Annotated in this window: 22 protein-coding genes and 1 pseudogene; 7 read left to right on the top strand and 16 right to left on the bottom strand. The window is 61.2% G+C overall.

What is annotated here, in order from left to right; genetic code table 11:
- Positions 1-47 precede the first annotated feature (47 nt).
- Positions 48-374: a GCG_CRPN prefix-to-repeats domain-containing protein gene (locus ACSQ9D_RS20225; RefSeq protein ID WP_436283640.1), complete on the top strand. Its 327-nt coding sequence runs from the start codon at positions 48-50 to the stop codon at positions 372-374.
- 168 nt (positions 375-542) lie between these two features.
- Positions 543-725: a hypothetical protein gene (locus ACSQ9D_RS20220; protein ID WP_436283639.1), complete on the top strand. Its 183-nt coding sequence runs from the start codon at positions 543-545 to the stop codon at positions 723-725.
- Between the two features lie 182 nt (positions 726-907).
- On the opposite strand, the gene ACSQ9D_RS20215 is transcribed toward ACSQ9D_RS20220, so the two are convergent.
- Positions 908-1690: an SH3 domain-containing protein gene (locus tag ACSQ9D_RS20215; RefSeq protein WP_436283638.1), complete on the bottom strand. Its 783-nt coding sequence runs from the start codon at positions 1688-1690 to the stop codon at positions 908-910.
- Between the two features lie 483 nt (positions 1691-2173).
- Positions 2174-3562, bottom strand: a complete 1389-nt coding sequence (locus tag ACSQ9D_RS20210; RefSeq protein ID WP_436283637.1) for a M20/M25/M40 family metallo-hydrolase — start codon at positions 3560-3562, stop codon at positions 2174-2176.
- Between the two features lie 204 nt (positions 3563-3766).
- Here ACSQ9D_RS20210 and ACSQ9D_RS20205 point away from each other — a divergent pair.
- Positions 3767-4176, top strand: a pseudogene (locus ACSQ9D_RS20205) (MHYT domain-containing protein); the annotation flags it as partial.
- Positions 4177-4219: 43 nt separating this feature from the next.
- Here ACSQ9D_RS20205 and ACSQ9D_RS20200 read toward each other — a convergent pair.
- Positions 4220-4636: a MarR family winged helix-turn-helix transcriptional regulator gene (locus tag ACSQ9D_RS20200; protein ID WP_016552356.1), complete on the bottom strand. Its 417-nt coding sequence runs from the start codon at positions 4634-4636 to the stop codon at positions 4220-4222.
- 422 nt (positions 4637-5058) lie between these two features.
- Between ACSQ9D_RS20200 and polA the strand changes: the two genes are divergently transcribed.
- On the top strand, positions 5059-8058 hold the full coding sequence (polA, locus tag ACSQ9D_RS20195; protein WP_436283636.1) for a DNA polymerase I: 3000 nt from the start codon (positions 5059-5061) through the stop codon (positions 8056-8058).
- Positions 8059-8230: 172 nt separating this feature from the next.
- Positions 8231-10561, top strand: coding sequence for a DNA translocase FtsK (locus ACSQ9D_RS20190; RefSeq protein ID WP_436283635.1), 2331 nt, complete (start codon positions 8231-8233; stop codon positions 10559-10561).
- 13 nt (positions 10562-10574) lie between these two features.
- On the opposite strand, the gene ACSQ9D_RS20185 is transcribed toward ACSQ9D_RS20190, so the two are convergent.
- The 8 genes from ACSQ9D_RS20185 to phnC all read right to left on the bottom strand — a co-directional run bounded on the left by ACSQ9D_RS20185 (position 10575) and on the right by phnC (position 17908).
- Positions 10575-11096, bottom strand: coding sequence for a GrpB family protein (locus ACSQ9D_RS20185; RefSeq protein ID WP_436283634.1), 522 nt, complete (start codon positions 11094-11096; stop codon positions 10575-10577).
- 9 nt (positions 11097-11105) lie between these two features.
- Complete coding sequence (gene phnN, locus ACSQ9D_RS20180; protein WP_037114999.1) at positions 11106-11705, bottom strand: phosphonate metabolism protein/1,5-bisphosphokinase (PRPP-forming) PhnN; 600 nt, start codon at positions 11703-11705, stop codon at positions 11106-11108.
- Positions 11702-12841, bottom strand: a complete 1140-nt coding sequence (locus ACSQ9D_RS20175; RefSeq protein ID WP_436283633.1) for an alpha-D-ribose 1-methylphosphonate 5-triphosphate diphosphatase — start codon at positions 12839-12841, stop codon at positions 11702-11704. Before ACSQ9D_RS20175 ends, phnN begins: the two co-directional genes overlap by 4 nt.
- Positions 12842-12853: 12 nt before the next feature.
- A complete protein-coding gene (locus ACSQ9D_RS20170; protein WP_436283632.1) occupies positions 12854-13549 on the bottom strand; it encodes a DUF1045 domain-containing protein in 696 nt (231 codons plus the stop codon).
- A gap of 131 nt (positions 13550-13680) precedes the next feature.
- Positions 13681-15021 (bottom strand): phosphonate ABC transporter, permease protein PhnE, encoded by a 1341-nt coding sequence (gene phnE / locus ACSQ9D_RS20165; protein WP_436283631.1) that lies wholly within the window; start codon positions 15019-15021, stop codon positions 13681-13683.
- 8 nt (positions 15022-15029) lie between these two features.
- Entirely contained in the window at positions 15030-16001 is a 972-nt protein-coding gene (phnE, locus tag ACSQ9D_RS20160) for a phosphonate ABC transporter, permease protein PhnE (RefSeq protein ID WP_436283630.1), read from the bottom strand.
- Positions 16002-16071: 70 nt separating this feature from the next.
- Entirely contained in the window at positions 16072-16977 is a 906-nt protein-coding gene (phnD, locus tag ACSQ9D_RS20155; protein ID WP_037115015.1) for a phosphonate ABC transporter substrate-binding protein, read from the bottom strand.
- 85 nt (positions 16978-17062) lie between these two features.
- Positions 17063-17908, bottom strand: coding sequence for a phosphonate ABC transporter ATP-binding protein (phnC, locus tag ACSQ9D_RS20150; RefSeq protein WP_436283629.1), 846 nt, complete (start codon positions 17906-17908; stop codon positions 17063-17065).
- 324 nt (positions 17909-18232) lie between these two features.
- Between phnC and ACSQ9D_RS20145 the strand changes: the two genes are divergently transcribed.
- Positions 18233-18445, top strand: a complete 213-nt coding sequence (locus ACSQ9D_RS20145) for a hypothetical protein (RefSeq protein WP_024313466.1) — start codon at positions 18233-18235, stop codon at positions 18443-18445.
- Positions 18446-18538: 93 nt separating this feature from the next.
- Here ACSQ9D_RS20145 and ACSQ9D_RS20140 read toward each other — a convergent pair whose 3' ends face one another.
- From ACSQ9D_RS20140 to ACSQ9D_RS20125, 4 genes are all read right to left on the bottom strand, one after another.
- Positions 18539-19156, bottom strand: a complete 618-nt coding sequence (locus ACSQ9D_RS20140; RefSeq protein ID WP_436283628.1) for a DapH/DapD/GlmU-related protein — start codon at positions 19154-19156, stop codon at positions 18539-18541.
- Positions 19153-19863: a phosphonate C-P lyase system protein PhnL gene (gene phnL / locus ACSQ9D_RS20135; protein WP_436283627.1), complete on the bottom strand. Its 711-nt coding sequence runs from the start codon at positions 19861-19863 to the stop codon at positions 19153-19155. The genes ACSQ9D_RS20140 and phnL overlap by 4 nt, the downstream gene beginning before the upstream one ends.
- Before the next feature lie 65 nt (positions 19864-19928).
- The gene (gene phnK / locus ACSQ9D_RS20130; protein ID WP_436283626.1) at positions 19929-20705 is read right to left on the bottom strand and encodes a phosphonate C-P lyase system protein PhnK; all 777 of its coding nucleotides are present in this window, start codon (positions 20703-20705) and stop codon (positions 19929-19931) included.
- Positions 20702-21583 carry an alpha-D-ribose 1-methylphosphonate 5-phosphate C-P-lyase PhnJ gene (locus ACSQ9D_RS20125; protein WP_037115024.1) on the bottom strand — a complete coding sequence of 294 codons (882 nt, stop codon included), beginning with the start codon at positions 21581-21583 and terminating at the stop codon, positions 20702-20704. The genes phnK and ACSQ9D_RS20125 overlap by 4 nt, the downstream gene beginning before the upstream one ends.
- Before the next feature lie 47 nt (positions 21584-21630).
- Between ACSQ9D_RS20125 and ACSQ9D_RS20120 the strand changes: the two genes are divergently transcribed.
- Positions 21631-21825, top strand: coding sequence for a hypothetical protein (locus ACSQ9D_RS20120; protein WP_436283625.1), 195 nt, complete (start codon positions 21631-21633; stop codon positions 21823-21825).
- Positions 21826-21830: 5 nt separating this feature from the next.
- On the opposite strand, the gene ACSQ9D_RS20115 is transcribed toward ACSQ9D_RS20120, so the two are convergent.
- Complete coding sequence (locus ACSQ9D_RS20115) at positions 21831-22940, bottom strand: carbon-phosphorus lyase complex subunit PhnI (protein WP_436283624.1); 1110 nt, start codon at positions 22938-22940, stop codon at positions 21831-21833.
- Positions 22941-22944 lie beyond the last annotated feature (4 nt).

The raw sequence follows: 22944 nt of genomic DNA, 5'->3' as shown, positions 1-22944 counted from the left end.
GGCTCTCTAATCCACGTGCAAGGGACTTGCATAATAGAGGTGCAGAGATGCGTATGAGAATGATTGCAGCCGCGATCGCCATTTGTGGATTTGGCGTTTCCGTGGCTGAAGCGATGCCGGTCGCGCCGGTGAACGGCGCTGCGGCCAAGAATACGGTACTTGTCGATTATGCTTGCGGTCGCGGCTACCATCTCACTCGGTGGGGAAATTGCCGACCGAACTGGAACCGGCCGCCGCCACCGCGGTACGGATGGCGCGACGACCGCCGCTATGGATGGGGCGGTCCCCCCCGCTATGGTTGGCGCTATGAGCGATCCTACGGATGGGACCGTCCGCCGCCGTGGGTGCGTGGACGTCACGACGATTGGCGCTGATAAAGATAATCAAAGCCCGGCGCCACTTGGCCCGGGCTTTGCTTCCTTTGGTTTATCAAGCCACGCTTTTTTGGCATGGCTGCCATTCGTTGCTACCGTCACAAATCTGACATATAGCACGTCGAATTGCGCCTAGGATTAGCGCAGAGCGCGCAAATATAGGCATTTATGAGCATCGACATTAGCAATATCGAAGAATTCAAGCTGCGCGAAGTCTGGAGCGTGCATGAGTTTGCGCGCCGCTACCGGCTGACAAAGATGGAAGAAAGCCGCCTGAAGATGCTGCATGGCCCGTTCGCAGAGATGTGCGAGCTGCTCGTCTGTCGGCAGAATTCCGTTTCTCTCTGGTAGCAGGGAACCATTAGCGAAGGAGTGAATTAATTCCGTAGCGAAACACGCCCTACACGTTTCGCTACGGGTCGGCCGTCTCCCCTCAAACGTGCCGATCGCGATCAGGCCCGGTGTCTCTCCCAGAGCGCCGGGCCTTCTCATGTCGGCGGCAAGACGGGCGGCCTTGCAACCGCCCGGATTCATCACTGTTGGTTGCCGCAGGCCGGATCGTGCGGCTGGCAAGGAGGCGGCCTACGACGGCCATCGCCACCGCGACGCTGATTTGCGTCATCGTTGCGCTGCGGCGGTCGCCGGAAGTCCCGACGATTGTCATTGGGCCGTCCCTGGAAATCCTGACGGCCGGGGCCGCGGTCGAAATCTGGCTGCCGAGCGGGTGATGAGCCTTGCTCCGGGCGGCGGTCCGGCCTGCGGCTTCCGTCGGGCCTGCGATCCGGGCCGCGACCGAACTCCGGCCACAGGTCAGGTCCCCGGTCAAAATCAGGCCGCGGGCGACCGGCTGTAGGATTTCGGTCGAATTCCGGGGGGCGCACTGGGCGAACGACAGCGGGCGGGCGATCATAGACGGGGTTACGGCGCCAACGATCGCGGTCGCGATAGAAATCGCGATTGCGGTAGTAGTGATCCCAGTCGTTTCCGACGCTGAAGACCACGGTCGGAATTCCGAGGGGACGGTAGTATTCTGGCCCGACGTAGACGCGCCGGCTCTGATAGAGTGCCTGGACATAGCGACCGGCGACCCAGCCACGACCACCATAGAATTCCACATCGCACCACGGCACATCCGCCAGGCAACCATGGATCTCTACCGATTCGCCGGCGGGAATCACGGTTACGGCGGGATATTGCGTGCTCGGTCCGGCGCGCATGTTGACGTTGGCGGTCGCAAATCCCTCGGCTGCCTCAGCAATCGCCGGTGCGAGCAAAAGCGCCGCCGCCGCGGCGACCCTCATCAGTACGGACTTCACGTTTCAACTCCTTTGACGACGCAGGCAACCGCGCTGCCCGCGTTTTCCGAAAGGGTGCCAGCGTATCTCGGGCATGGCTTAGGCATTCGCCGCCTCGCGCCGATCTCAGCTCAATCACCTTTTTCTTTCAATGATTTGTAGTCCGCTCGGATGAACCCAATTTGAACGAGCGAAAGCCTCGAAATGCATTGCCCTACTTGAAATACGGCCGCCGCATTCCGACATGATGGCCAACATATTGCAGCTGATGGAAAGCTGTGCGCGCAAGCAACGTTGCCGCTTCCATCGATCTGGCCGTGGCTCTGCCGTTAACCAATCGTTAACCTTTCCAGATCACCTTGGCTGCAACATTCGCTTCCTCCTTGACCACGGATGTACTGGCATCGAAGTGAAGCGGATGACGAAAGGCCGGTTTGTTCCGGCCTTTTTGTTTTTCTGGCGTTCGACTGAGAACGCCTGTCCAGCCTGTTACCTTCCAGCCTGTTACTTTGCCAGCGCTTCCAGGATACGAATCCAGGAGCGGATACCCTTATGGTAGGAGACGAGTTCGTACTTCTCGTTCGGCGAGTGAATGCGGTCGTCGCTGAGACCGAAGCCGACGAGCAACGACTCCATGCCGAGCATCTTCTGGAAGTCGCCGACGATCGGGATCGAGCCGCCCATACCGATCACAACGGCAGGCTTCGGCCACTCGTCAGAAAGCGCATTCTTGGCCTTCGTCAGCACCGGAGAATCGTAGGAGAGGTGGATGGCCGGCGAGCCGCCATGCGGATGGAACTCGACGGAGCAATCCGCCGGGATTTTCGAGCTGATGTAGCTTCTGAAGCTTTCCCGGACAGCATCCGGATCCTGCGTGCCGACGAGGCGGAAGGAAACCTTGGCAGAGGCCTTGGCGGCAATCACCGTCTTGAAGCCCTCGCCCGTATAGCCACCCCAGATGCCGTTGATCTCGGCGGTCGGGCGCGCCCATGTCAGCTCAAGGACCGACCGGCCCTTTTCGCCAGAAGGGATTGACAGACCGACCTCGCCGAGGAAGGTCTCCGCCGTCTTGCCGAGAGTTTCCCAGGATGCCTTGATATTGGCCGGGGTTTCCTCGACGCCGTCATAGAAGCCTTCAAGCGTGATGCGGCCGGTTTCATCATGCAGTCCGGCAAGCGCGGCAGTCAGGATGTGAATCGGGTTTGCGGCCGCACCGCCGAAGAGGCCGGAATGCAGATCGCGATCGGCCGCGGTTATGACGACCTCCTCCCCGACAAGACCACGAAGCGCTGCGGCAATCGCTGGCGTATCACGATCCCACATGCCGGTGTCGCAAACGAGTGCGTAGTCCGCCTTCAATTCCACGGCGTTGGCGTCAAGGAATGGCTTCAGCGAAGGCGAACCCGATTCCTCTTCCCCTTCGAAGAGGATGGTGATGCGGCAGGGCAACCCACCATTGATTTCCTTGTATGCACGGCAGGCCTCGACGAAGGTCATCAACTGGCCCTTGTCGTCGGCAGTACCGCGACCGGTGAGGATCTTCCGGCCGTTGCCGAGATCTTTGATCGACGGCTCGAAAGGGTCGTTCTCCCAGAGTTCGATGGGATCGACCGGCTGCACGTCGTAGTGACCATAAAACAGCACATGCGGCGCGTCGGCGCTCGCAGCGGCGTGATGGGCGACAACCATGGGATGACCGGGCGTGTCGCGAACGGAAGCATCGAAACCCAGCGTCTTGAGATAGGAAACCAGCCATTCGGCCGCTTTGCGGCATTCGGCCTTGTAGGCCGGGTCGGTGGAGATGGATTTGATCCGCAAGAGTTCGAACAGCTTGTCGAGGCTTGATGGCAAATTCTGGTCCGCGCGCGAAAGCACTGGTATAACATCGGTCATTTTCGACTCCTTTCGAAATTCCGCGGGACGATAGACCAAAGGTCGATCGCTTTCGAGGCGAAAAAGACCGGGCAAAAAAGTGTCGGTTGAAAAAGAACAAAGCTCCGACACACCGGAAGATGAGGGCATGAAATCGTAGATACAATTTACAGTTATTTAGGAGGGCCTAAATTAACTGTCGCCAATCGTTGTTCGAGGTGAGATATGTTCTCTGTGGTCACCTGCATTCGCGACAACCATGACTGGCGCCTGATCGTTGCGGCCGTCATCGTTTGCCTAATCGGCAACCTTGCCTCGATGCGGCTTCTGTCTCGCGCCCGTGAATGCGATCTTGGGCAGCAACGAAACTAGGTCATGGCTTCGGCATTTGCCTGCGGTGTCGGCATCTGGGCCACACATTTCATCTCAATGCTCGCCTACGATGGTGGCTTTACGATCACCTACGGGCTCGGCCTGACGGCGCTCTCCGTCGTGTTCGCGATATGCGTTTCCTGGTTGGCGATTCTTGTCGCCTCCGAGGGAGCGAGCGATTATTCTTTCGTCTCGGGTGGAGGTTGATGGCGCTGGGCATCGGGTCGATGCACCTGACAGGGATGCAGGCGATCGAGGCACAGGTCGACAACGCGGCGACCATAACGGCAGCGCAATAGCGTCAACTCAGAGCTTCTTGGCGTTGTCTAGAAGACGGCGGATATATTCGAGGGTCAATTCGCGTTCGAAGCTTTTGAAACCCTGAAAGAGCGCGAGGTCGGCTTCACGCGCCGCCTCGATCGCGTCGTCTTCCATGCCCTTGGCCTTGTCCGTGAGGAAGATCAGCTGGGCGCGCTTGTCGGAGGGATGCGGACGACGATCGATCAGCCCGTCGCGCGCCATGCGTGCAAGCGTGTTCGCCATGGTCGCCTGTTCGATGTCGACGCGAGCCAGCAACTGCTTCTGCGTGAGCCCGTCTTCGGCCCAGAGTTCGAGAAGAACCGGGAATTGCCCTGGCGAAAAGCCGAGCCTCGCCGCGCGCTGCTGCAGCGAACGAGCGAAGCCCTTGGCCAGCTGGCTGGCAAGATAGGCTCCCGAGTCCATACGATGAATTCCCATCTTCTCAGTTAGGCGCAAAATACTCGACAAAACAATTCAACAAATCGCATGCGATGTACGACAATGCTTTCATCGCAGGCTGTTCTTTGAAAGATAGAGCAGAAAAACAAAGCCGCCATAGCCTGGAGGTGTGGCTATGGCGGCTCTAAAATGGGGACAAAGGCCCGGAGAGGGGATAAGGCCTTTGTCCAAGTCCGATGCGGCGGGGGACAAGCCAGCTATCAGACCCTCGACGCGATCAACACGATCAAACGCCGGTAGTAATCATTTGTGATCGCGAATGTGGCTTTTCAAGGGAAAGCTAAAGATTGACTATTACAAATTAGTAACAGTTTGGTGAGGCAGAATCTTTTCACCCTCGGAACTTTATATGGACCTTCCGGGGTGGCCGCGCTATCCATGACGCCATGAAAAAAGGCGATCATCTTTTCCTTGTCGACGGCTCCGGTTTCATCTTTCGAGCCTTTCACGCACTCCCGCCCCTGACCCGCAAATCCGACGGTTTGCCGGTGGGCGCGGTGTCGGGATTCTGCAACATGCTGTGGAAACTCCTGACCGATGCGCGCGACACGTCGGTTGGCGTAACTCCGACGCATCTGGCCGTCATCTTCGATTATTCGGCAAAGACGTTCCGCAAGGATCTCTACGACGCCTACAAGGCAAACCGCTCGACGCCGCCCGATGAACTCATTCCTCAGTTCGGTCTTATCCGCCACGCGACGCGCGCTTTCAATCTGCCATGCATCGAGACCGAAGGTTTCGAGGCCGACGACATCATCGCGACCTATGCTCGCCAGGCCGAAGCGGTCGGCGCCGACGTGACGATCGTGTCCTCGGACAAGGATCTGATGCAACTCGTTACGTCGAACGTTCACATGTACGACAGCATGAAGGACAAGCAGATCGGCATTCCCGATGTCATCGAAAAATGGGGCGTGCCGCCCGAGAAGATGATCGATCTTCAGGCGCTGACCGGCGACTCGGTCGACAACGTACCGGGCATCCCCGGCATTGGCCCTAAGACAGCTGCGCAGCTTCTGGCTGAGTATGGCGACCTCGACACGCTTTTGCAGCGTGCGTCGGAGATCAAGCAGGAAAAGCGCCGCCAGGCGATCATCGAAAACGCCGATAAGGCGCGCCTGTCGCGTGAGCTGGTGCGGTTGCGCACGGACGTGCCGCTGGAGCTCGGGCTGGAAGATCTCATCCTGGAGCCGCAGAACGGGCCGAAGCTGATCGGCTTCCTGAAGGCAATGCAGTTCACATCGCTGACGCGGCGCGTGGCTGACGCCTGCGATTGTGATGCCAGCGCCATCGACGCCATCGATGTTAAGGTGGAATGGGGTGCAGCGGCACGCGGCCCCGATCTCGACGTCGCCCAGCCCGAGCCGGTTGCCGGCGGCATTCCCGACGTCGCCGGCGAGTCGGTGCCCGTTCCCGCGAAAGCGAATGGCGCAAACGGTCGTGAAGGCACTTTCCTGCCAGGCGATCTTGCCAAGGCGCGCGCCGAAGCGTTCGCCTCCCTGCCCTTCGACCATTCACGCTACGTCACCATCCGCGATGTCGCGACGCTCGACAAATGGATTGCCGATGCGCGCGACACGGGACTGGTCGCCTTCGATACCGAAACCACGTCGCTCGATGCGATGCAGGCCGAGCTCGTCGGATTTTCGATGGCGATTGCCGAAAACGACAAGAATCTAACCGGCACCAGCATCCGCGCCGCCTATGTTCCGATCGGCCACAAGACAGGCATCGGCGATCTGCTCGGCGGCGGACTTGCCGACAATCAGATTCCGATGCGCGATGCCCTCCCCCGACTGAAGGCACTGCTGGAAGACGAGTCGATCCTGAAGGTCGCCCAGAACCTCAAATACGACTACCTGCTGATGAAGCGTTACGGCGTCGAAACGAAGAACTTTGACGATACGATGCTCATTTCCTACGTGCTGGACGCTGGAACCGGCGCGCACGGAATGGATCCGCTGTCGGAGAAGTTCCTCGGCCACACGCCGATTGCCTATAAGGATGTGGCCGGCAGCGGTAAGTCGAACATTACATTCGACCTCGTCGATATCGACCGCGCCACGCACTATGCGGCCGAAGATGCCGACATCACCCTGCGGCTCTGGCTGGTCCTGAAGCCGCGCCTTGCCGCCGAAAAGCTCACCACGGTCTACGAGCGCCTTGAGCGGCCCTTGCTTCCTGTTCTGGCGCACATGGAAGCGCGCGGCGTGACCGTCGACAGGCAAATTCTCTCGCGTCTGTCCGGCGACCTCGCACAGGGCGCCGCCGCATTGGAGGATGAGATTTACAAGCTTGCAGGTGGGCGCTTTACCATCGGCTCGCCGAAGCAGCTGGGCGACATCCTGTTCGGCAAGATGGGGCTCGCCGGCGGCAGCAAGACGAAGACCGGCCAGTGGTCCACATCGGCAAGCGTCTTGGAAGACCTCGCAGCCGCAGGCTTCGAGTTGCCACGCAAGATCGTCGACTGGCGCCAGCTGACCAAGCTGAAGTCGACCTACACGGATGCGCTGCCGGGATACATCCATCCCGAGACGAAGCGGGTTCACACCTCGTATTCACTGGCATCGACGACAACCGGCCGCCTCTCGTCTTCAGAACCGAACCTGCAGAACATCCCCGTGCGCACGGCTGAAGGCCGAAAGATCCGCACCGCCTTCATCTCGACACCGGGCCACAAGCTGATCTCGGCCGACTACAGCCAAATCGAGTTGCGCGTGCTCGCGCACGTCGCCGAGATTCCGCAGCTGACGCAGGCCTTTGCCGAAGGCGTCGATATTCATGCCATGACCGCATCGGAGATGTTCAGCGTACCAGTCGAGGGCATGCCGTCAGAGGTGCGGCGTCGAGCGAAGGCAATCAACTTCGGCATCATCTACGGCATTTCCGCCTTCGGTCTTGCCAATCAGCTGTCGATCGAGCGCTCGGAAGCGGGCGACTATATCAAGAAGTACTTCGAGCGCTTCCCCGGTATCCGTGATTACATGGACAGCCGCAAGCAGATGGCACGCGACAAGGGCTACGTCGAAACGATCTTCGGGCGGCGAATCAACTATCCGGAGATTCGCTCGTCCAATCCGTCGGTGCGCGCCTTCAACGAACGTGCGGCCATCAACGCCCCGATCCAGGGATCGGCCGCAGACATTATCCGCCGGGCGATGATCAAGATGGAGCCGGCGCTGGCGGAGGCGGGACTTGGCGACCGCGTCCGCATGCTCTTGCAGGTGCATGACGAATTGATCTTCGAGGTCGAGGATGGTGACGTCGAAAAGGCGACGCCGATCATCGTTTCGGTCATGGAAAATGCCACCATGCCGGCGCTTGAAATGCGCGTGCCGCTGAAGGTCGATGCGCGTTCGGCGACCAACTGGGACGAAGCCCACTGAGCGCTTCGTCGAAAATCCATTAAAATTTTCATTACCTTGCAAGCCATTGATACAAAACATTTTTCTTGTATTTTCTCGCTGAAACAGCGCGCAGGCAGAAGGAACTTATTAACCTTCATTTCCTAATCCGGAAGCGGGTAATAGTTGCTAATCATGAGTGAGTAGCGGTCGTATGCGCTTTCCTAGAACCAATCTGACAGGGGCCGAGGATATTTCCACGGAAGTCGAAGGTGAACAGCTGCAGGAACACGCGGGCGAGAAGCCTACGGCACCAATCTGGCAGAGCAATTTTTCACTGGCACCGAACGTGCGGTTCACCCGCACGCCCGAGAATCTGATCAATCCTAAACGCGTGCCGGTGACGCCCGTTCACACGCCGCCTCTTGGCGCACGGGACGTTGCGGCAGACATGTGTGTCAGCGCACAGCCGCCGGCACCGGTCGTCGTCAACGTTCCGTTCGACGTTTACGAACCGGAGACCCCGCCCGCGATCGAGGTGCCGCAGGCTGCGGCCGCATCGCCGGTGATTTTTGTCGAGCCCGATGCTGAAACGCATATCCGGGCATCCGCCGAACTGGCGTCCATCTCTGACTTCGCGTTCTGGGAAGTCATGGCCTTCGAGGAAGCTCCGGCCGAGCCGATCTTGCTTCCTCAGGTTTGCCTGCCGAGGCCCGTGGTCAGTCCGGAATCGATCATCAGTCGGTTCCGGATCTTGGAATGGCAGCCTGGCCGCCAACGGCCCGCAGCAGCTGTTGCACAGGCGCCAGCTCCGGCGCCAGTCACCCCGGCTCCGGCTGCGCCAGTCCCTGCTTCGACACGCAACCGCGCAACGCAGACCCATGTCGAGGAAGCGTCGGTGGCCCAGTCGAAAACGCAGCCCATCGCTCCGGTGCCGGTCCGCACACAGGCGCCGCAGCCGCTTGCGCCAGCACCGCGTTTTGCTGCGCAGAAGACTGTCCCCTCCAGGATCGATGCCTCCGGTTATGAATTCCCATCGCATTCACTGCTGCAGGAGCCACCGGAACGGGTTGGCGAGATCATGTCGCAGGAGACGCTGGAGCAGAATGCCGGTCTTCTCGAGAGCGTACTTGAGGATTTCGGCATCAAGGGCGAGATCATCCACGTCCGCCCCGGTCCCGTCGTCACGCTTTATGAGTTCGAGCCGGCGCCGGGCGTCAAATCCTCGCGCGTCATCGGCCTGGCCGACGATATCGCCCGTTCGATGTCGGCGCTCTCTGCACGCGTTGCGGTGGTCCCCGGCCGCAATGTCATCGGCATCGAACTGCCGAACGTGCTGCGCGAAACCGTCTATTTCCGCGAGATGATCGAGAGCCAGGATTTCGAGAAGAGCGGCTACAAGCTGGCGCTCGGCCTCGGCAAGACGATCGGCGGCGAGCCCGTGATCGCCGAGCTCGCAAAGATGCCACACCTGCTCGTCGCCGGCACGACGGGCTCGGGCAAGTCCGTCGCCATCAACACGATGATCCTGTCGCTGCTCTACCGGATGTCGCCGGAGCAATGCCGCCTGATCATGGTCGATCCAAAGATGCTGGAACTGTCCGTCTACGACGGTATCCCGCATTTGCTGACGCCTGTTGTCACCGACCCCAAGAAGGCGGTCATGGCGCTGAAGTGGGCGGTGCGCGAGATGGAGGATCGCTATCGCAAAATGTCGCGCCTCGGCGTGCGCAACATCGACGGCTACAACAGCCGCGTGGCGCAGGCACGCGACGAGGGCGAGACCATCCACGTCATGATCCAGACCGGCTTCGACAGAAGCACCGGTGCGCCAATCGAAGAGCAACAGGAAATGGACCTGACGCCGATGCCATACATCGTCGTCATCGTTGACGAGATGGCTGACCTGATGATGGTCGCGGGCAAGGAAATCGAAGGGGCGATCCAGCGCCTGGCGCAGATGGCGCGCGCCGCCGGCATCCACCTGATCATGGCCACCCAGCGTCCGTCCGTCGATGTCATCACCGGCACCATCAAGGCGAACTTCCCGACACGCATCTCCTTCCAGGTGACGTCGAAGATCGACAGCCGCACCATCCTTGGCGAACAGGGCGCAGAGCAGCTGCTCGGTCAGGGCGACATGCTTCATATGCAGGGCGGCGGGCGTATTGCCCGCGTGCACGGCCCGTTCGTTTCGGATACCGAAGTGGAGAAGGTCGTCGCGCATCTGAAGACGCAGGGTCGGCCGGAATATCTCGACACCGTCACGGCTGAGGAAGAGGAAGAGGTCGACGACGAGGACAGCGCCGTTTTCGACAAGGGCGACATGGCGGCCGAGGACGGCAACGATCTCTACGACAAGGCCGTCAAGGTCGTCCTGCGCGATAAGAAGTGCTCGACCTCCTACATCCAGCGCCGTCTCGGTATCGGCTACAACCGCGCAGCTTCGCTTGTCGAACGCATGGAGAAGGAAGGCCTCGTCGGCCCGGCAAATCATGTCGGCAAAAGAGAGATCGTGACGGCGCGCAGCGGCGAGAGCGAGTGATCGCACAGGAAAATTATCCGCGCGGCAACTTGGTCTCGGCCTCAGCCATCCGCAGCGTTTCGGCTACGAAGTCGCTTTTGCCGCCGGTATAGACGTCCCAATCGCCGTCGGCCTCTTCGGCAAGGTGCCGTTTCAGCGACTGATACTCTGCCGCCCGGTCCGGGTGGAGCCTGAGATAATCGCGGAATAGGAGGCGGTCGCGGTGAGCCGGATTGCCTGACGTGCAGAGATAGAGACGCAGGCCATAGCAATCGTGATCGCGGGTGAAGGTCCAGCGGCCTGCGCCATGGGGATCGCCGTGATCGCGAAAACCGGCGGATGGAAGCAACGCGCCGAGCTCGGCCAACGCCGTTCCGTTCGCGAGCACGGCATCGAGATCGATTTTCGGCTTGGCGGCCAGGCCCGGAACCGAAGTGCTGCCGATGTGCTCGATCGCGAGAATACGATCGGCGGCCAGATCGAGGAGTTCGGCCCTTGCGGCCTCGAAGAGGTCAGGCCATTTCGGGTCGTAGTCGACTACCCTGACCGGCCGCATCGTTGTCCCCTAGCCGATCTCCGCCAGGCAGGCGCTCAGCGCCTCGACCATGCGGCGTTCGCCCTCTTCGCGTGAATCGCTGTTGTCGAGATCAACGACGTCGTAGTCGCCGCGGACGGTGAGCGGGCCGCGGGCGAGCCTAGCCATGATATCTTCCTGTGTCTCGCGGCCGCGAGCCTCCAGGCGGCTTGCCAGCACCTCGGCACGCGCCGTCACATTGATGACCTTGAGCCGCGGAAAAACGGCCTTGAAATGGTGAAGCGCCGAACGGGAGCCATTGGCGACGACCAGATTTCCCTGCGCAAGGGATACCGACACCTCCGCCGGAATGCCATATTTCAGGCCGTGCGCTTCCCACCAAACCGAGAAGCTTCCGGCCTGCTCCATGGAGGCGAAGCCCTGGTCCGACACGGCGAGATGATGTTCTCCGCCGGCCTCGCTGTCACGGGTGATGACGCGGCGGACGAAATGCACGTCCGGGCGCCCCCGGAAGTACTTGGCCGCGAGCGCCATCAGCGTGTCCTTGCCGGCGCCGCTCGGACCGACGACAACGACCATGATGCCGCGCTCGGTTCCGGGAACGATGTGGGGTTCGTGCGAGGGCATCATGCGACGCGGCGCCCTTCGCGCCAGACGGAGCGGGTGACGGGAACGCCGTGGTCGCGGAAGACGCGGACGACATCAGCGCGCAGACCGGTTGCGATGCGGCCGCGATCATTGAGGCTGACGGTACGGGCCGGCGTCGCGGTGACCATGGCGATCGCCTTCGGCAGCGAAATGCTCTCGACCTCGTCGGCGATGAGGAACGGTGCGTAGAGCAGGCTGAGCGGCACGTAATCGGAGGACAGCACATCGAGGACGCCGCGTTCGGCGAGATCGCGGGCGGCGATGTTGCCGGAGTGCGACTTGCCGCGCACGATGTTCGGCGCGCCCATCAGCACGCTCATGCCGTGCTCATGCGAGGCCTTGGCGGCATCGAAGCTGGTCGGGAATTCCGCCAGGCGAACGCCGTTTTCGATGGCTTCGTCGACATGCGCCAACGTTGCATCGTCATGGCTGGCAACGGTGATGCCACGCTCGGCGCAGACCTTGGCAATCGCGATGCGGTGCGGCGTGGAATTGCGCTCGGATTCGCCAACGCGCTTTTCGATGAAGCGGGCAAACTCGGCATCGGAGAGGCCGCGCTTCTTCTGGTAGTAGAAGATGTACTGGTCCATGGTCTGGAACTGACGTTGACCCGGGGCGTGGTCCATCAGTGAGACGAGGCGAACGTAGGAATCGTTCTCGAAGTCGGCGAAATGTTCCAAAACATTGTCGGCGGAGACTTCGCAGCGGAGGTGGATCAGGTGCTCGGCGCGCAACCGGCCTTCCTGCTCGGCCTTTTGGATGGCATCGGCCATCTCACGCATTTCGCCGTGCTCGAAGCCGCCGTCCTCGTCGGCGCCCATGCGCAGGCAGTCGAAAACGGTCGTGATGCCCGAGGTGACGATCTGGGCGTCGTGGGCCTGAATCGCCGCGATCTTGTTCCAGCGCAAGCCGGGGCGCGGCGAATAGTGGCCCTCGAGATGATCGGTGTGCAGTTCGACGAGACCCGGGATCAGATAATCGCCTTCGAAATCCTCGCCGACCGTGGAGCTGCCTGTCGAGATATCGGCGATCTTGCCGTCGCGGACGAGGACCGATCCTTCGATGATCCTATCCTCGAGGACAATGCGGGCGTTGGAGAAGACGGTTTCTGTGGTCATCGGATCAGTCTTTCAGCTTTTGGCGCCAGCAAGCGGCCACCAGGAATGGGCTTTGAACGGCGCGCCACGCGCCTCTTCAACGAAAACGGCAAGGCCCGTGATCGCGAGCGGCCGGCCGGTGAACGCGGCAAAACGCTCGGTCAGAATGGCCTTCATCACGCCGGCGCGCTCCTCCGGCACCTGGCCGGTCAGCGTCATGTGGAAACCGAAGTCATCCATCACATAAGGATAGCCCCAGCGCAACAGATTGGCACGCTGCCTGTCGCTCAGCTTCTCCGGGTTCCGGCGGGCAATGTCGGCCTCCGACAGGGCGGCTCGGAACGGTTCGAAGAATTTTACCACCGTTGCCGCGAAATCTTGAAGGGGTGGGTGCAGCGAAGCCGGCACGAGAGCGAAAAACTTGCCCAACTGCCCCAGGACCAGCTCGGGGATTTCAAACGCCGGCGTGCGGGCGGCGAAATCCTCGGCGACTTGAAGCAGGTCCTTTTCGGTGACCGAGGCGGCGAGCGCGAAGGGGGCCTTGATTGTCGCATGGAAGGCGTAGCGACGAGGCTCGGCGGTCAACTCGAACTGCTCGGCAGCAGGCAGGTCCGAATGATCGGGAGCCGGGTAAGTTTCGCCGGTGAAGGCATCACGGCCGAGCCAGAGCGCAGCCGTTCCGTTCAAAGGATCATCCTTCGGCGGTGTGAAATAGAGTGCGTAGCGCAAGGCTCGTATCCTGGGAATCAATCGGAATGCGGATGGCAGTCTTCAGTGATTTGACCGCCACCGCAAGCTGGCTTCCGGCTAAAAGATTTCCGTGACAGAATGATGATGATCCCGAACGATCCTGCGCTTTTTCAGTGGACCTTGGTGCCCATCAGCCGGTGGCGCAGCGCGTTCGAGGCCATGTCGAACAGGAAGACGACGATGAGGATCAACAGCACCATATAGGCGACGTTTTCCCAGTTGGCGTTGGTGCGCATCGCTTCCCAGAGCTTGAGGCCGATGCCGCCTGCACCGACGGCGCCGATGATGGTCGCACCGCGGACGTTGGATTCCCACTGGTAGAGCGTCTGGCTGACGAAGACCGGCACGATCTGCGGGATGATGCCGTAGCGATGGGTGAGCACGGTGGAGGCGCCCGTCGATTTGATGCCTTCGCGCGGCTTGTTGTCGATATTCTCGAGGCCTTCGGAATAGAGCTTGCCGAGCGTGCCAGTCTCCGTGAGGACGATGGCGCCGCTGCCGGCGAGCGGACCGGGGCCGAAGGCACGGGTGAGGAACAGCGCCCAGATCAGCATGTCGACCGAGCGCAGGAAATCAAAGGCTCTCTTCAGCACCTGGTTGACCACGCGGTTCGGCGTGATGTTGCGCGCGGCGAAGAAGGCCAGCGGAAAGGCCAGCAGGGCGCCGAGCAGCGTGCCGAGGAAGGCCATGACGATGGTCTGGAACAGCTTGGTCCAGACGTCGCCGTGCTGCCAGGCGCTGTTGTTCCAGACATTGTCGAAGGCGAGCGACAGGTTGGATTGGCCGGGCTTCAGTTCCGGCCCCGAAACAATCAGGCTTAGCACTTCGCCCACCGGCTTGTCGAAGAAGGGGGACTGGGTGTCGAAGACGAAATTCGCCCAGCCGAGGAAGCGCTTGCGCACCTTGACGCGATCAACCGAGATGCTGACATCGCCGGCAAAGCCGAGATCGGCCAGGACGTTGTCGTCATAGACCGTCATCCAGCTCGGCACAGGGCCGATAACCTTCGGCGCGCCGCTAGAGACTTCCACCGGCACGCTGACGCCGCGAGCGGTCACCGTCGTTTCCGTCTTGGAGACGGTGACAGTGCGGCCCATGCCACTGACCGAAACGGTGACGCTGCCATCCGGATTGTTGATGACCCAATTGGGATGCGGGTCGTCACCGAGCGGCGAGAAGCGCGGATATTTGACGGTGATGGCGTCGTCGCCGATGCGAAACTCCGGCTGCACGTCGTAGCTCACCCACTGGCTGAGATAGAGGCCGACGCGCTCCCAATGGGCCTCGGCGAGCAGCTTCGGCAGGTCGAAGAACCAGGTTGCGTAGAGCGCATAGACGAGCGTCACGATGACGGCCATCAGACCGCCGAAGCGCTGCCGGAAGGAGCGTTTGAAATACTCCGGGTAGCGCTGCTCGATCTCGTGCATCCGGTTGGCGTCGATCACCGTCATGGGGGACCTCAATGCTGCAAAAGGAAGGCGTGCTCGCCGACGAGACGGCGGCGCAGCCATGCGGAGAACTGGTCGACCGCAACGATGGTGATGAAGAGCAGGAGGACGAGCGCGACCGTCTTGGCGCCGAAGCCGCGCGAGATCGAGAGCTTGAGTTCCTCGCCGATACCGCCGCCGCCGACCGCACCGATGATGGTGGAGGCGCGGACGTTGATCTCAAGGCGCAGCAGTGCGTAGGAGACGAAGTTCGGCATGACCTGCGGCAGGGCGGCAAAACGCACGCGCTCCGACCAGCTGGCGCCGACGGCTTTCATGCCCTCGTCCGGCTTCATGTCGATGTTTTCGACGACTTCGTAGAAGAGTTTGCCGAGCGCGCCGATGGTGTGCAGGCTGACGGCGATGATGGCGGCGACCGGGCCGATCGACAGAATCGCCGAAAACAGGCCGGCGATGACGATCTCGGGAAAGGCGCGCAGGAATTCGGTGAGCCGCTTGGCAACGATGCGCAACGGATTGGAGGGCGCCAGATTGCGGGCGACAAGAAAGCTGAGCGGTACGGCGAAGATGAAGCCGATGATGGTCGAGACCAACGCGACATTGATCGTGATGATCATCAGCTCGAAATATTCGGGGATATAGAAGCCACCCCAGACCGGAACGCGACCCTCGGCGAAATTATACTCTTCGCCGGTCTTCTGCATCGGGCTTGCGATATCGAACAATGCGCGCCAGACGTCGTTCCAATCCTTGGGAATGAGCCAGCTCAGAAAATCGAAGAGGTGCGGCAGGCGCTCGAAGAAATGGCCGGCATTGCTCTCGTCGGCAAAGCGTACCGAAGCGACGAGGGCGGTAAGCAGGATCACCAGACCGAGGCCGGTATAGAGGCGGCGGCGAGCTACCATCTTGCCCCAGGCGTCACCGATTTCACGGGCGCTTTGCGGCGTGGTCGGCGCGTGGGCGTTGGGATCGGCAAAAGTCATGAACGGTGTCCGCTTTTTTCGCAGGAAAAAGGGCGGCCTGTAACGGCCGCCCTCCAGCTATCAGGATCGATCAACCGCCGATGGCAGCCTTACGAGCGTCGATAATGGCGTTGTAGAAATCAGGCTGAACCTTGGTGTAGCCCTGGTAGTCGCCGCCTTCGATGGCTGCGAAGCACTTGGCGTCCGTCTTCGGGAGCTTCGTGAAGAAGTCGGTGAGCTTTGCCTGCCAATCGGCGCCGAGTTCGTTGCGAACGACGAGCGGACCGTTCGGGATCAACGGCGAACGCCAGACTTCGACGAGCTTGTTCGGGTCTACGGTGCCCTTGTCGACTGCCTTGCGGAAGGTGCCAGAGGTGTAACCGTCCTTGAAATCGCCGATGCCCGAAGAGTCGTCGACAGCGATGTCGACCTTGCCGTCGTAGGCAGCGAGAAGGTTGTTCTCGTGGCCGCCGTTGAACTGCGTGGAGGCGAAGTACTTGTCATTCGGCATGCCCGTGTCCTTCGGGATCTGCGTGAGCGGAATGAGGTAGCCCGAGGTGGAGTCCGGATCGGCGTAGCCGAGCTTCTTGCCCTTGGCATCCTTGATGTCCTTGATGCCCGAGGACTTGAGAGCAAGACCGATCGAGTGGTAGCCGGTCGAGCCGTCCTTCTGGACCGTCGTCAGGATCGGGGTCACAGCCTTTTCGTCCTTGATAGCGATAGCAGCGTAGCCGGAAGCGCCGAGTTCTGCGAAGTCGAGCGTGCCACCGAGCAGACCCTGGATAACGCCGTCATAGTCAGCAGCCGGGAAGAGCGAGACCTTCTCGAAGCCGAATTCGGTCTTCAGGTGGTCTGCAAGGCAAGCGTAGTTGCGCAGACGGTCAGCTTCGTTTTCGCCGCCGAGAATACCAACGCGGAATTCCTTGAGGTCTGCAGCATGCGAAACGCCGGCAAGCGCAAACAGCGCCGTGGCCGCAAAAAGTGCTTTCTTCAACATGGTTCTCTCCTGATTGACCGGTGTCCCCGGCAACTCTGTTTAAGAAGGTGCCCATAACGCGGGCTTGCGATCGAGGCCGCCCCTCTCAGAGACCGGCCAGCGCCAGCGGTTGCAGGCCGGCGGATTGTTGTGCGGCCGCGGCCGCGGGAATGTTGATCGAGGTCGAGGTCATCGTCTCGTCGATGCCGGCGCCGTCCTTGTCGGTGCCGTAGATCTGCTTGACGGCACCGGCCGTCAGTTCGGACGGCTTGCCGTCGAAGACGACGCGGCCAGCGGCCATGCCGACGATGCGTTCGCAATAGTTGCGAGCCGTATCCAGCGTGTGCAGGTTGGTGACGACGGTAATGCCTTCGCGCTCGTTGATGTCGCGCAGCGCGTCCATGACGATCTTGGCGTTCAGCGGATCGAGCGAGGCGATCGGCTCGTCGGCAAGCACCATCTTCGGGTTCTGCATCAGAGCCCGGGCAATGGCGACACGCTGCTGCTGGCCGCCGGAGAGCGTGCCGGCCATTTGCAGCGCCGTCTGCTCGATTCCGAGGCGCTCAAGAGCTGCGATCGCATGAATTCGCTCCTCGCGGGTGAAGATGCCGAGCAGGCTCATCGCGGTCGGGCGATGGTTCAGACGGCCGAGCATGACGTTGGTCAACACGTCGAGACGCGGAACGAGATTGAACTGCTGGAAGATCATGGCGCAATCGCGCTGCCAGTTGCGCAATGCCTGGCCGCGGAGGGTCGAGACCTCGACACCAGCGAACTGGATCGATCCGGAGGTCGGCTCCTGCAGGCGGTTGATCATGCGCAACAGCGTAGACTTGCCGGCGCCGGAACGACCGATGATGCCGACCATCTGGCCCTGAGGAATGTCGAGCGTCACGGAATCGACGGCTGTCTTGATTCCGAAACGGCGGGTGACATTCCTCAGCTCGAACATCATGCTCTTCCTCATAGTCCAGATGCGATATGAGGCAGTGCATTAGTCCCGCTTCATGAATGGGGAATGTCAGTTTTATGTAAGGACTGTCATAATCGGGGCTTTGGTGGGCGCATCCCTGATGCCGAAATCCAGCCGGGCGCCGGCGCGCTGTTGCCTCGGCGTGCCGGGTGACGGATTGGACGAGCTGCCTATCAGAAGCTGGCTGTGCGATTGCACACCAGGCCAGTCCGGACAGCAGGCGATGAGAACGTCCGTCATTGATGGTTGACCCAATCACCCGTCAATGGCAGGCAGTTCAGGAAGGATGCTGGAGCAAAAGCGATGGATCAAACTCTCTTCAAAAGCCTGTGCAACGCCGGCAAATTCAAGGAGGCACTCGGCCTCGCCACCCGTGGGCATGAGGACGAAAAATATACGCCCAGCCGTTTCTCGATGGACAAAAAAACCGGGCTACCGATCTTCTACCGCGGCAACAAGCGCGTGGAGGCGGACGCGACCGGTGAGTGGCAATTGGCAAAGAATCCGAGGCCGTAGGCTCTCCTGACAGACCGCGGAGTGCCGTCTGAGCAGCCTTGAGACGCCAGCAGGACGTCAAGCGGCCCCTGGAGCGAACCCAGGGGACTTTGTTCACTGCTCGTAGCGCGAGAGGAAATCCTCGGCACTCAGATTGCGAAAATCAGCCAAGGCGACCCGCAGGCGGTCATGTTCCCAATCCCACCAGGCAAGCCGATCCATCCGCTCGCCGATTTCCTTCGCGAAGCGTTCGCGGATGAGCTTTGCAGGCACGCCGCCGACGATGGTGTAGGCTGCAACGTCCTTGGAGACAACGGCACCGGCGCCGATGACAGCACCATTGCCGATCTTGACGCCGGGTAGAATGGTGGCGCCGTGACCGATCCAGACGTCATGGCCGATGACGACGCGGTTGGAGCGGCGCCATGCGAAGAAATCGGTCTCCATATCGGCGTCCGGCCAATAGTCGGCAGCGCGGTAGGTGAAGTGGTGCAGCGTCGCGCGCCAGGTCGGGTGGTTGGTGGCATTGATACGCACCGATGCGGCGATGTTGACGAACTTGCCGATCGTCGCGCACCAGATGGAGCCGTCCTGCATGACGTAGGAATAGTCGCCGAACTCGACCTCGTCGATGCGGCAGCGCTCCGAGACTTCCGTGAAGCGGCCAAAGATGGCGTTCCTCACGGATGCCGTTTCATGGAAATAGGGCTCGATGCCAATCTTGCGGCTCATGCGGCAATTGCCTTTCGTGGCGAGAACTTCTGGACGTCGAGAATGCGGTCGGCGACAGCTTCGCGCACTTCCTCGTCGTGGAAAATTCCGAGAAGGCCGACGCCGGCTTTCTTCTTGTCCTCGATCATCCTGACGACCACGGCACGGTTCTTGGCATCGAGCGAGGCGGTCGGCTCGTCGAGCAGGAGAACCGTATGCTCGGTGATAAAGCCGCGGGCGATGTTGACACGCTGCTGCTCACCGCCGGAGAATGTGGCGGGCGGAAGTTGCCAGAGCGCTTCCGGCAGGTTCAGTTTCGACAGCAGTTCGGCGGCCTTTTCCCGCGCGGCGTCGGCCTTCTCGCCGCGCGCCACCAGCGGCTCGGCGACGACGTCGATCGCCGCGACACGCGGCACAGTGCGCAGGAACTGGCTGACATAGCCGAGCGTGTGGCGGCGCACGTCGATGACCGTGCGCGGATCCGCGCTCGCCAGATCGACGATCTTGTCCTGATGCTTGATCAGGATCTGGCCGCTGTCGACGGCATAATTGCCGTAGATCATTTTCAGAAGCGAGCTCTTGCCGATGCCAGACGGCCCGCCGAGGACGACGCATTCGCCGGATGCCACGGAAAAGGACACATCCGAAACGACCGGCAGTTTGATGCCGTCGCGCAGGTGCATGGTGAAGCTCTTGGCGACTTCAGAAACAACAAGGGGCGTTGCCATGATTTCTTTCCTTAGTTTTCGCTTTATCGCGAAGCCGGTAGCCGGCTTCCAAACAGCATGCGCGATCAGACCTGCAGAATGGAGGAAACAAGGAGCTGAGTGTACGGCTCGCGCGGATCGTCCAGGACGCGATCGGTCAGGCCGTGCTCGATGACATGGCCATCCTTCATCACCATCATGCGATGCGACAGCAGGCGTGCGACGGCGAGATCGTGGGTGACGACGATCGCGGCAAGGCCGAGATCGTTGACAAGACCGCGCACGAGGTCGAGCAGGCGGGCCTGCACCGAGACATCAAGGCCGCCAGTCGGCTCATCCATGAAGACGAGGCGTGGACCGGTGACCAGATTGCGGGCGATCTGCAGGCGTTGACGCATGCCGCCGGAGAAGGCGCGCGGCTGATCGTCGATACGGCCCGCATCGATTTCGACGCGCTGCAGCCAATCGACCGCCGTCGAGCGGATGTTGCCATAGTGGCGGTCACCGATCGCCATCAGGCGTTCGCCGACATTGGCGCCGGCAGACACCGTCATGCGCAGACCGTCAGCCGGATTCTGATGCACGAACCCCCAGTCGGTGCGCATCAGAAAGCGGCGTTCGGCCTCGCTCATACGATAGAGATCGCGATAGGCGCCATCGCGCATGTGGTATTCGACGCTGCCGGTGGTCGGCATCAAACGGGTCGATATGCAGTTTAAAAGCGTCGTCTTGCCCGAGCCGGATTCACCGACGATGGCGAGCACTTCGCCGGGCCAGAGCTCGAAGGAGACGTTCCGGCACCCGATGCGATTGCCGTAGAACTTCGAGACGTCGTTGACTTTGAGAAGCGGGGCGTCGGTCATTCGGCGGCCTCCTGATTGGGTGCCAACATCTCGCCGACATGCCCTTGGGCGCGGCGGTCTTCGCAGTGGTCGGTGTCGGAGCAGACGAACATGCGGCCACCCTTGTCGTCGAGGATGACCTCGTCGAGATAAACCTCTTCGGCTCCACACAGCGCGCACGGCTTGCCGAAGCGCTGGATCTCGAAGGGGTAATCGTCGAAGTCGAGGCTGACGACATCGGTATAGGGCGGAACGGCATAGATGCGCTTCTCGCGCCCTGCCCCGAAGAGCTGCAGCGCATCCGACATGTGCATTTTCGGATTGTCGAACTTCGGCGTCGGCGACGGGTCCATGACGTAGCGGCCGGCAACCTTCACCGGATAGGCATAGGTCTTGGAGATGCGGCCGTTATGCGCAATGTCCTCGTAAAGCTTTACATGCATGAGGCCGTATTCTTCCAGCGCATGCATCTTGCGGGTTTCGGTCTCGCGCGGCTCGAGGAAGCGGAGCGGTTCCGGGATCGGCACCTGATAGACGAGCACCTGGTTCGCTCCAAGCTTCTCTTCCGGAATGCGGTGGCGCGTCTGGATGATCGTCGCATCCTTGGTGTGCGTCGTGACCGCGACATTGGCGACCTTCTGGAAGAAAGCGCGGATCGAGACGGCGTTGGTGGTGTCGTCAGCGCCCTGATCGATGACCTTCAGCACATCGTCTGGACCGATGATCGAGGCCGTCACCTGCACGCCACCGGTTCCCCAGCCGTAAGGCATCGGCATTTCGCGCGAGGCGAAGGGCACCTGATAGCCGGGAATGGCGATCGCCTTCAGGATGGCGCGGCGGATCATCCGCTTCGTCTGTTCGTCCAGATAAGCGAAATTGTAGGTGGCCAGATCAGTCATCTTTGATTACCCTGTGGTTGCAGGGGCCAGACAGAAGGAAGGTCACAATGGAAGCCGATACTTCGAGCGAAGTGCTCGTGATCTTGGCTATAATGACCTGCTTCGTCGTCCTCCCCTTCCTCTTCAAGCCGAAGACAAATGGCGTAGCTGCTAATGGCGGCGGCGATGTCAGTCATGCTGGTGGCGGCGACGCCGCTTTCGATGCTGACGACGGTGGGGGCGGTGACGGCGGCGCAGACTGATCGCGTCATTCGGCCGCCTCCTTGATGGTGTCGCCGCCACCGGCGCGGCCGGCTTCGAATTCGCTGCGCATACGACGGACCAGATCGAGTTCAGCCTGGAAGTCCACGTAGTGCGGCAGCTTCAGGTGCTCGACGAAGCCGGTCGACTGGACGTTGTCGGCGTGCGAAATGACGAATTCCTCGTCCTGCGCCGGAGCGGTGATGTCCTCGCCGAGCTCTTCGGCACGCAGCGCCCGGTCGACGAGAGACATCGACATCGCCTTGCGCTCGCTCTGGCCGAAGACCAGGCCGTAGCCGCGGGTGAACTGCGGTGGCGCCTTGGACGAGCCCTTGAACTGGTTGACCATCTGGCATTCCGTGACCTTTATGGTCCCGAGACAAACAGCAAAGCCGAGTTCGGGAACATCGAACTCCACCTCGACCTCGCCGATGCGGATTTCGCCGGTGAAGGGGTGGTTGCGGCCGTAGCCGCGCTGGGTCGAATAGCCGAGCGCCAAGAGGAAACCTTCGTCGCCGCGGGCAAGCGCCTGCAGGCGCAGGTCGCGCGTCATCGGGAACTCCATCGGCTCGCGCGTCAGATCGCCGATCTCGTGATCCTCAGGCATTTCGCCATCACCCTCGATCAGGCCTTCCTGAGCGAGGATGTCCGAAACGCGCATGACGCGGCCGGCTTGGGCGTCGCGCCGCGTCGGCTCGTCCACGGCGTCATCTGCCAGGAGCGACGGATCGAGCAGGCGGTGGGTATAATCGAAGGTCGGGCCGAGCAACTGGCCGCCCGGGAGATCCTTGTAGGTGGCCGAGACACGGCGCTCGATATTCATCCGGGCCGTGTCGATCGGGTTGGAGTAGCCGAAGCGCGGCAGCGTCGTGCGGTAGGCGCGCAGCAGGAAGATCGCCTCGATCATGTCGCCGCGCGACTGGCGAACGGCGAGAGCCGCCAGCATGCGATCGTAAAGCGAGGCTTCCGCCATGACGCGGTCGACGGCAAGCGCCAGCTGCGCCACGATCTGGTCGATGCCGATAGCCGGCAGCGAACGGTCGCCGCGGCGGCGATCCGCCAGCAGGCGATGGGCATTGGCAATGGCGGCCTCGCCTCCTTTGACAGCAACATACATGGGG

The organism is Rhizobium sp. LjRoot258, from assembly GCF_964254185.1.
In the GTDB taxonomy this organism is placed as follows: domain Bacteria; phylum Pseudomonadota; class Alphaproteobacteria; order Rhizobiales; family Rhizobiaceae; genus Rhizobium.
The sequence above is the reverse complement of the archived record's forward strand: the minus strand, read 5'-3'. Positions and strand labels throughout refer to the sequence as shown.

What these genes read in the sequence shown, in the direction of transcription:
- ACSQ9D_RS20200 (WP_016552356.1), bottom strand. Translation starts at nt 4,636, where the DNA reads ATGGACTCGGGAGCCTATCTTGCCAGCCAGCTGGCCAAGGGCTTCGCT.
- ACSQ9D_RS20125 (WP_037115024.1), bottom strand. Translation starts at nt 21,583, where the DNA reads ATGACTGATCTGGCCACCTACAATTTCGCTTATCTGGACGAACAGACG.
- phnL (WP_436283627.1), bottom strand. Translation starts at nt 19,863, where the DNA reads ATGGCAACGCCCCTTGTTGTTTCTGAAGTCGCCAAGAGCTTCACCATG.
- ACSQ9D_RS20145 (WP_024313466.1), top strand. Translation starts at nt 18,233, where the DNA reads ATGGATCAAACTCTCTTCAAAAGCCTGTGCAACGCCGGCAAATTCAAG.
- ACSQ9D_RS20140 (WP_436283628.1), bottom strand. Translation starts at nt 19,156, where the DNA reads ATGAGCCGCAAGATTGGCATCGAGCCCTATTTCCATGAAACGGCATCC.
- phnE (WP_436283631.1), bottom strand. Translation starts at nt 15,021, where the DNA reads ATGACGGTGATCGACGCCAACCGGATGCACGAGATCGAGCAGCGCTAC.
- polA (WP_436283636.1), top strand. Translation starts at nt 5,059, where the DNA reads ATGAAAAAAGGCGATCATCTTTTCCTTGTCGACGGCTCCGGTTTCATC.
- phnK (WP_436283626.1), bottom strand. Translation starts at nt 20,705, where the DNA reads ATGACCGACGCCCCGCTTCTCAAAGTCAACGACGTCTCGAAGTTCTAC.
- phnN (WP_037114999.1), bottom strand. Translation starts at nt 11,705, where the DNA reads ATGATGCCCTCGCACGAACCCCACATCGTTCCCGGAACCGAGCGCGGC.
- phnD (WP_037115015.1), bottom strand. Translation starts at nt 16,977, where the DNA reads ATGTTGAAGAAAGCACTTTTTGCGGCCACGGCGCTGTTTGCGCTTGCC.
- ACSQ9D_RS20210 (WP_436283637.1), bottom strand. Translation starts at nt 3,562, where the DNA reads ATGACCGATGTTATACCAGTGCTTTCGCGCGCGGACCAGAATTTGCCA.
- ACSQ9D_RS20190 (WP_436283635.1), top strand. Translation starts at nt 8,231, where the DNA reads ATGCGCTTTCCTAGAACCAATCTGACAGGGGCCGAGGATATTTCCACG.
- ACSQ9D_RS20115 (WP_436283624.1), bottom strand. Translation starts at nt 22,940, where the DNA reads ATGTATGTTGCTGTCAAAGGAGGCGAGGCCGCCATTGCCAATGCCCAT.
- ACSQ9D_RS20185 (WP_436283634.1), bottom strand. Translation starts at nt 11,096, where the DNA reads ATGCGGCCGGTCAGGGTAGTCGACTACGACCCGAAATGGCCTGACCTC.
- ACSQ9D_RS20220 (WP_436283639.1), top strand. Translation starts at nt 543, where the DNA reads ATGAGCATCGACATTAGCAATATCGAAGAATTCAAGCTGCGCGAAGTC.
- ACSQ9D_RS20225 (WP_436283640.1), top strand. Translation starts at nt 48, where the DNA reads ATGCGTATGAGAATGATTGCAGCCGCGATCGCCATTTGTGGATTTGGC.
- ACSQ9D_RS20120 (WP_436283625.1), top strand. Translation starts at nt 21,631, where the DNA reads ATGGAAGCCGATACTTCGAGCGAAGTGCTCGTGATCTTGGCTATAATG.
- phnC (WP_436283629.1), bottom strand. Translation starts at nt 17,908, where the DNA reads ATGTTCGAGCTGAGGAATGTCACCCGCCGTTTCGGAATCAAGACAGCC.
- phnE (WP_436283630.1), bottom strand. Translation starts at nt 16,001, where the DNA reads ATGACTTTTGCCGATCCCAACGCCCACGCGCCGACCACGCCGCAAAGC.
- ACSQ9D_RS20175 (WP_436283633.1), bottom strand. Translation starts at nt 12,841, where the DNA reads ATGACCACAGAAACCGTCTTCTCCAACGCCCGCATTGTCCTCGAGGAT.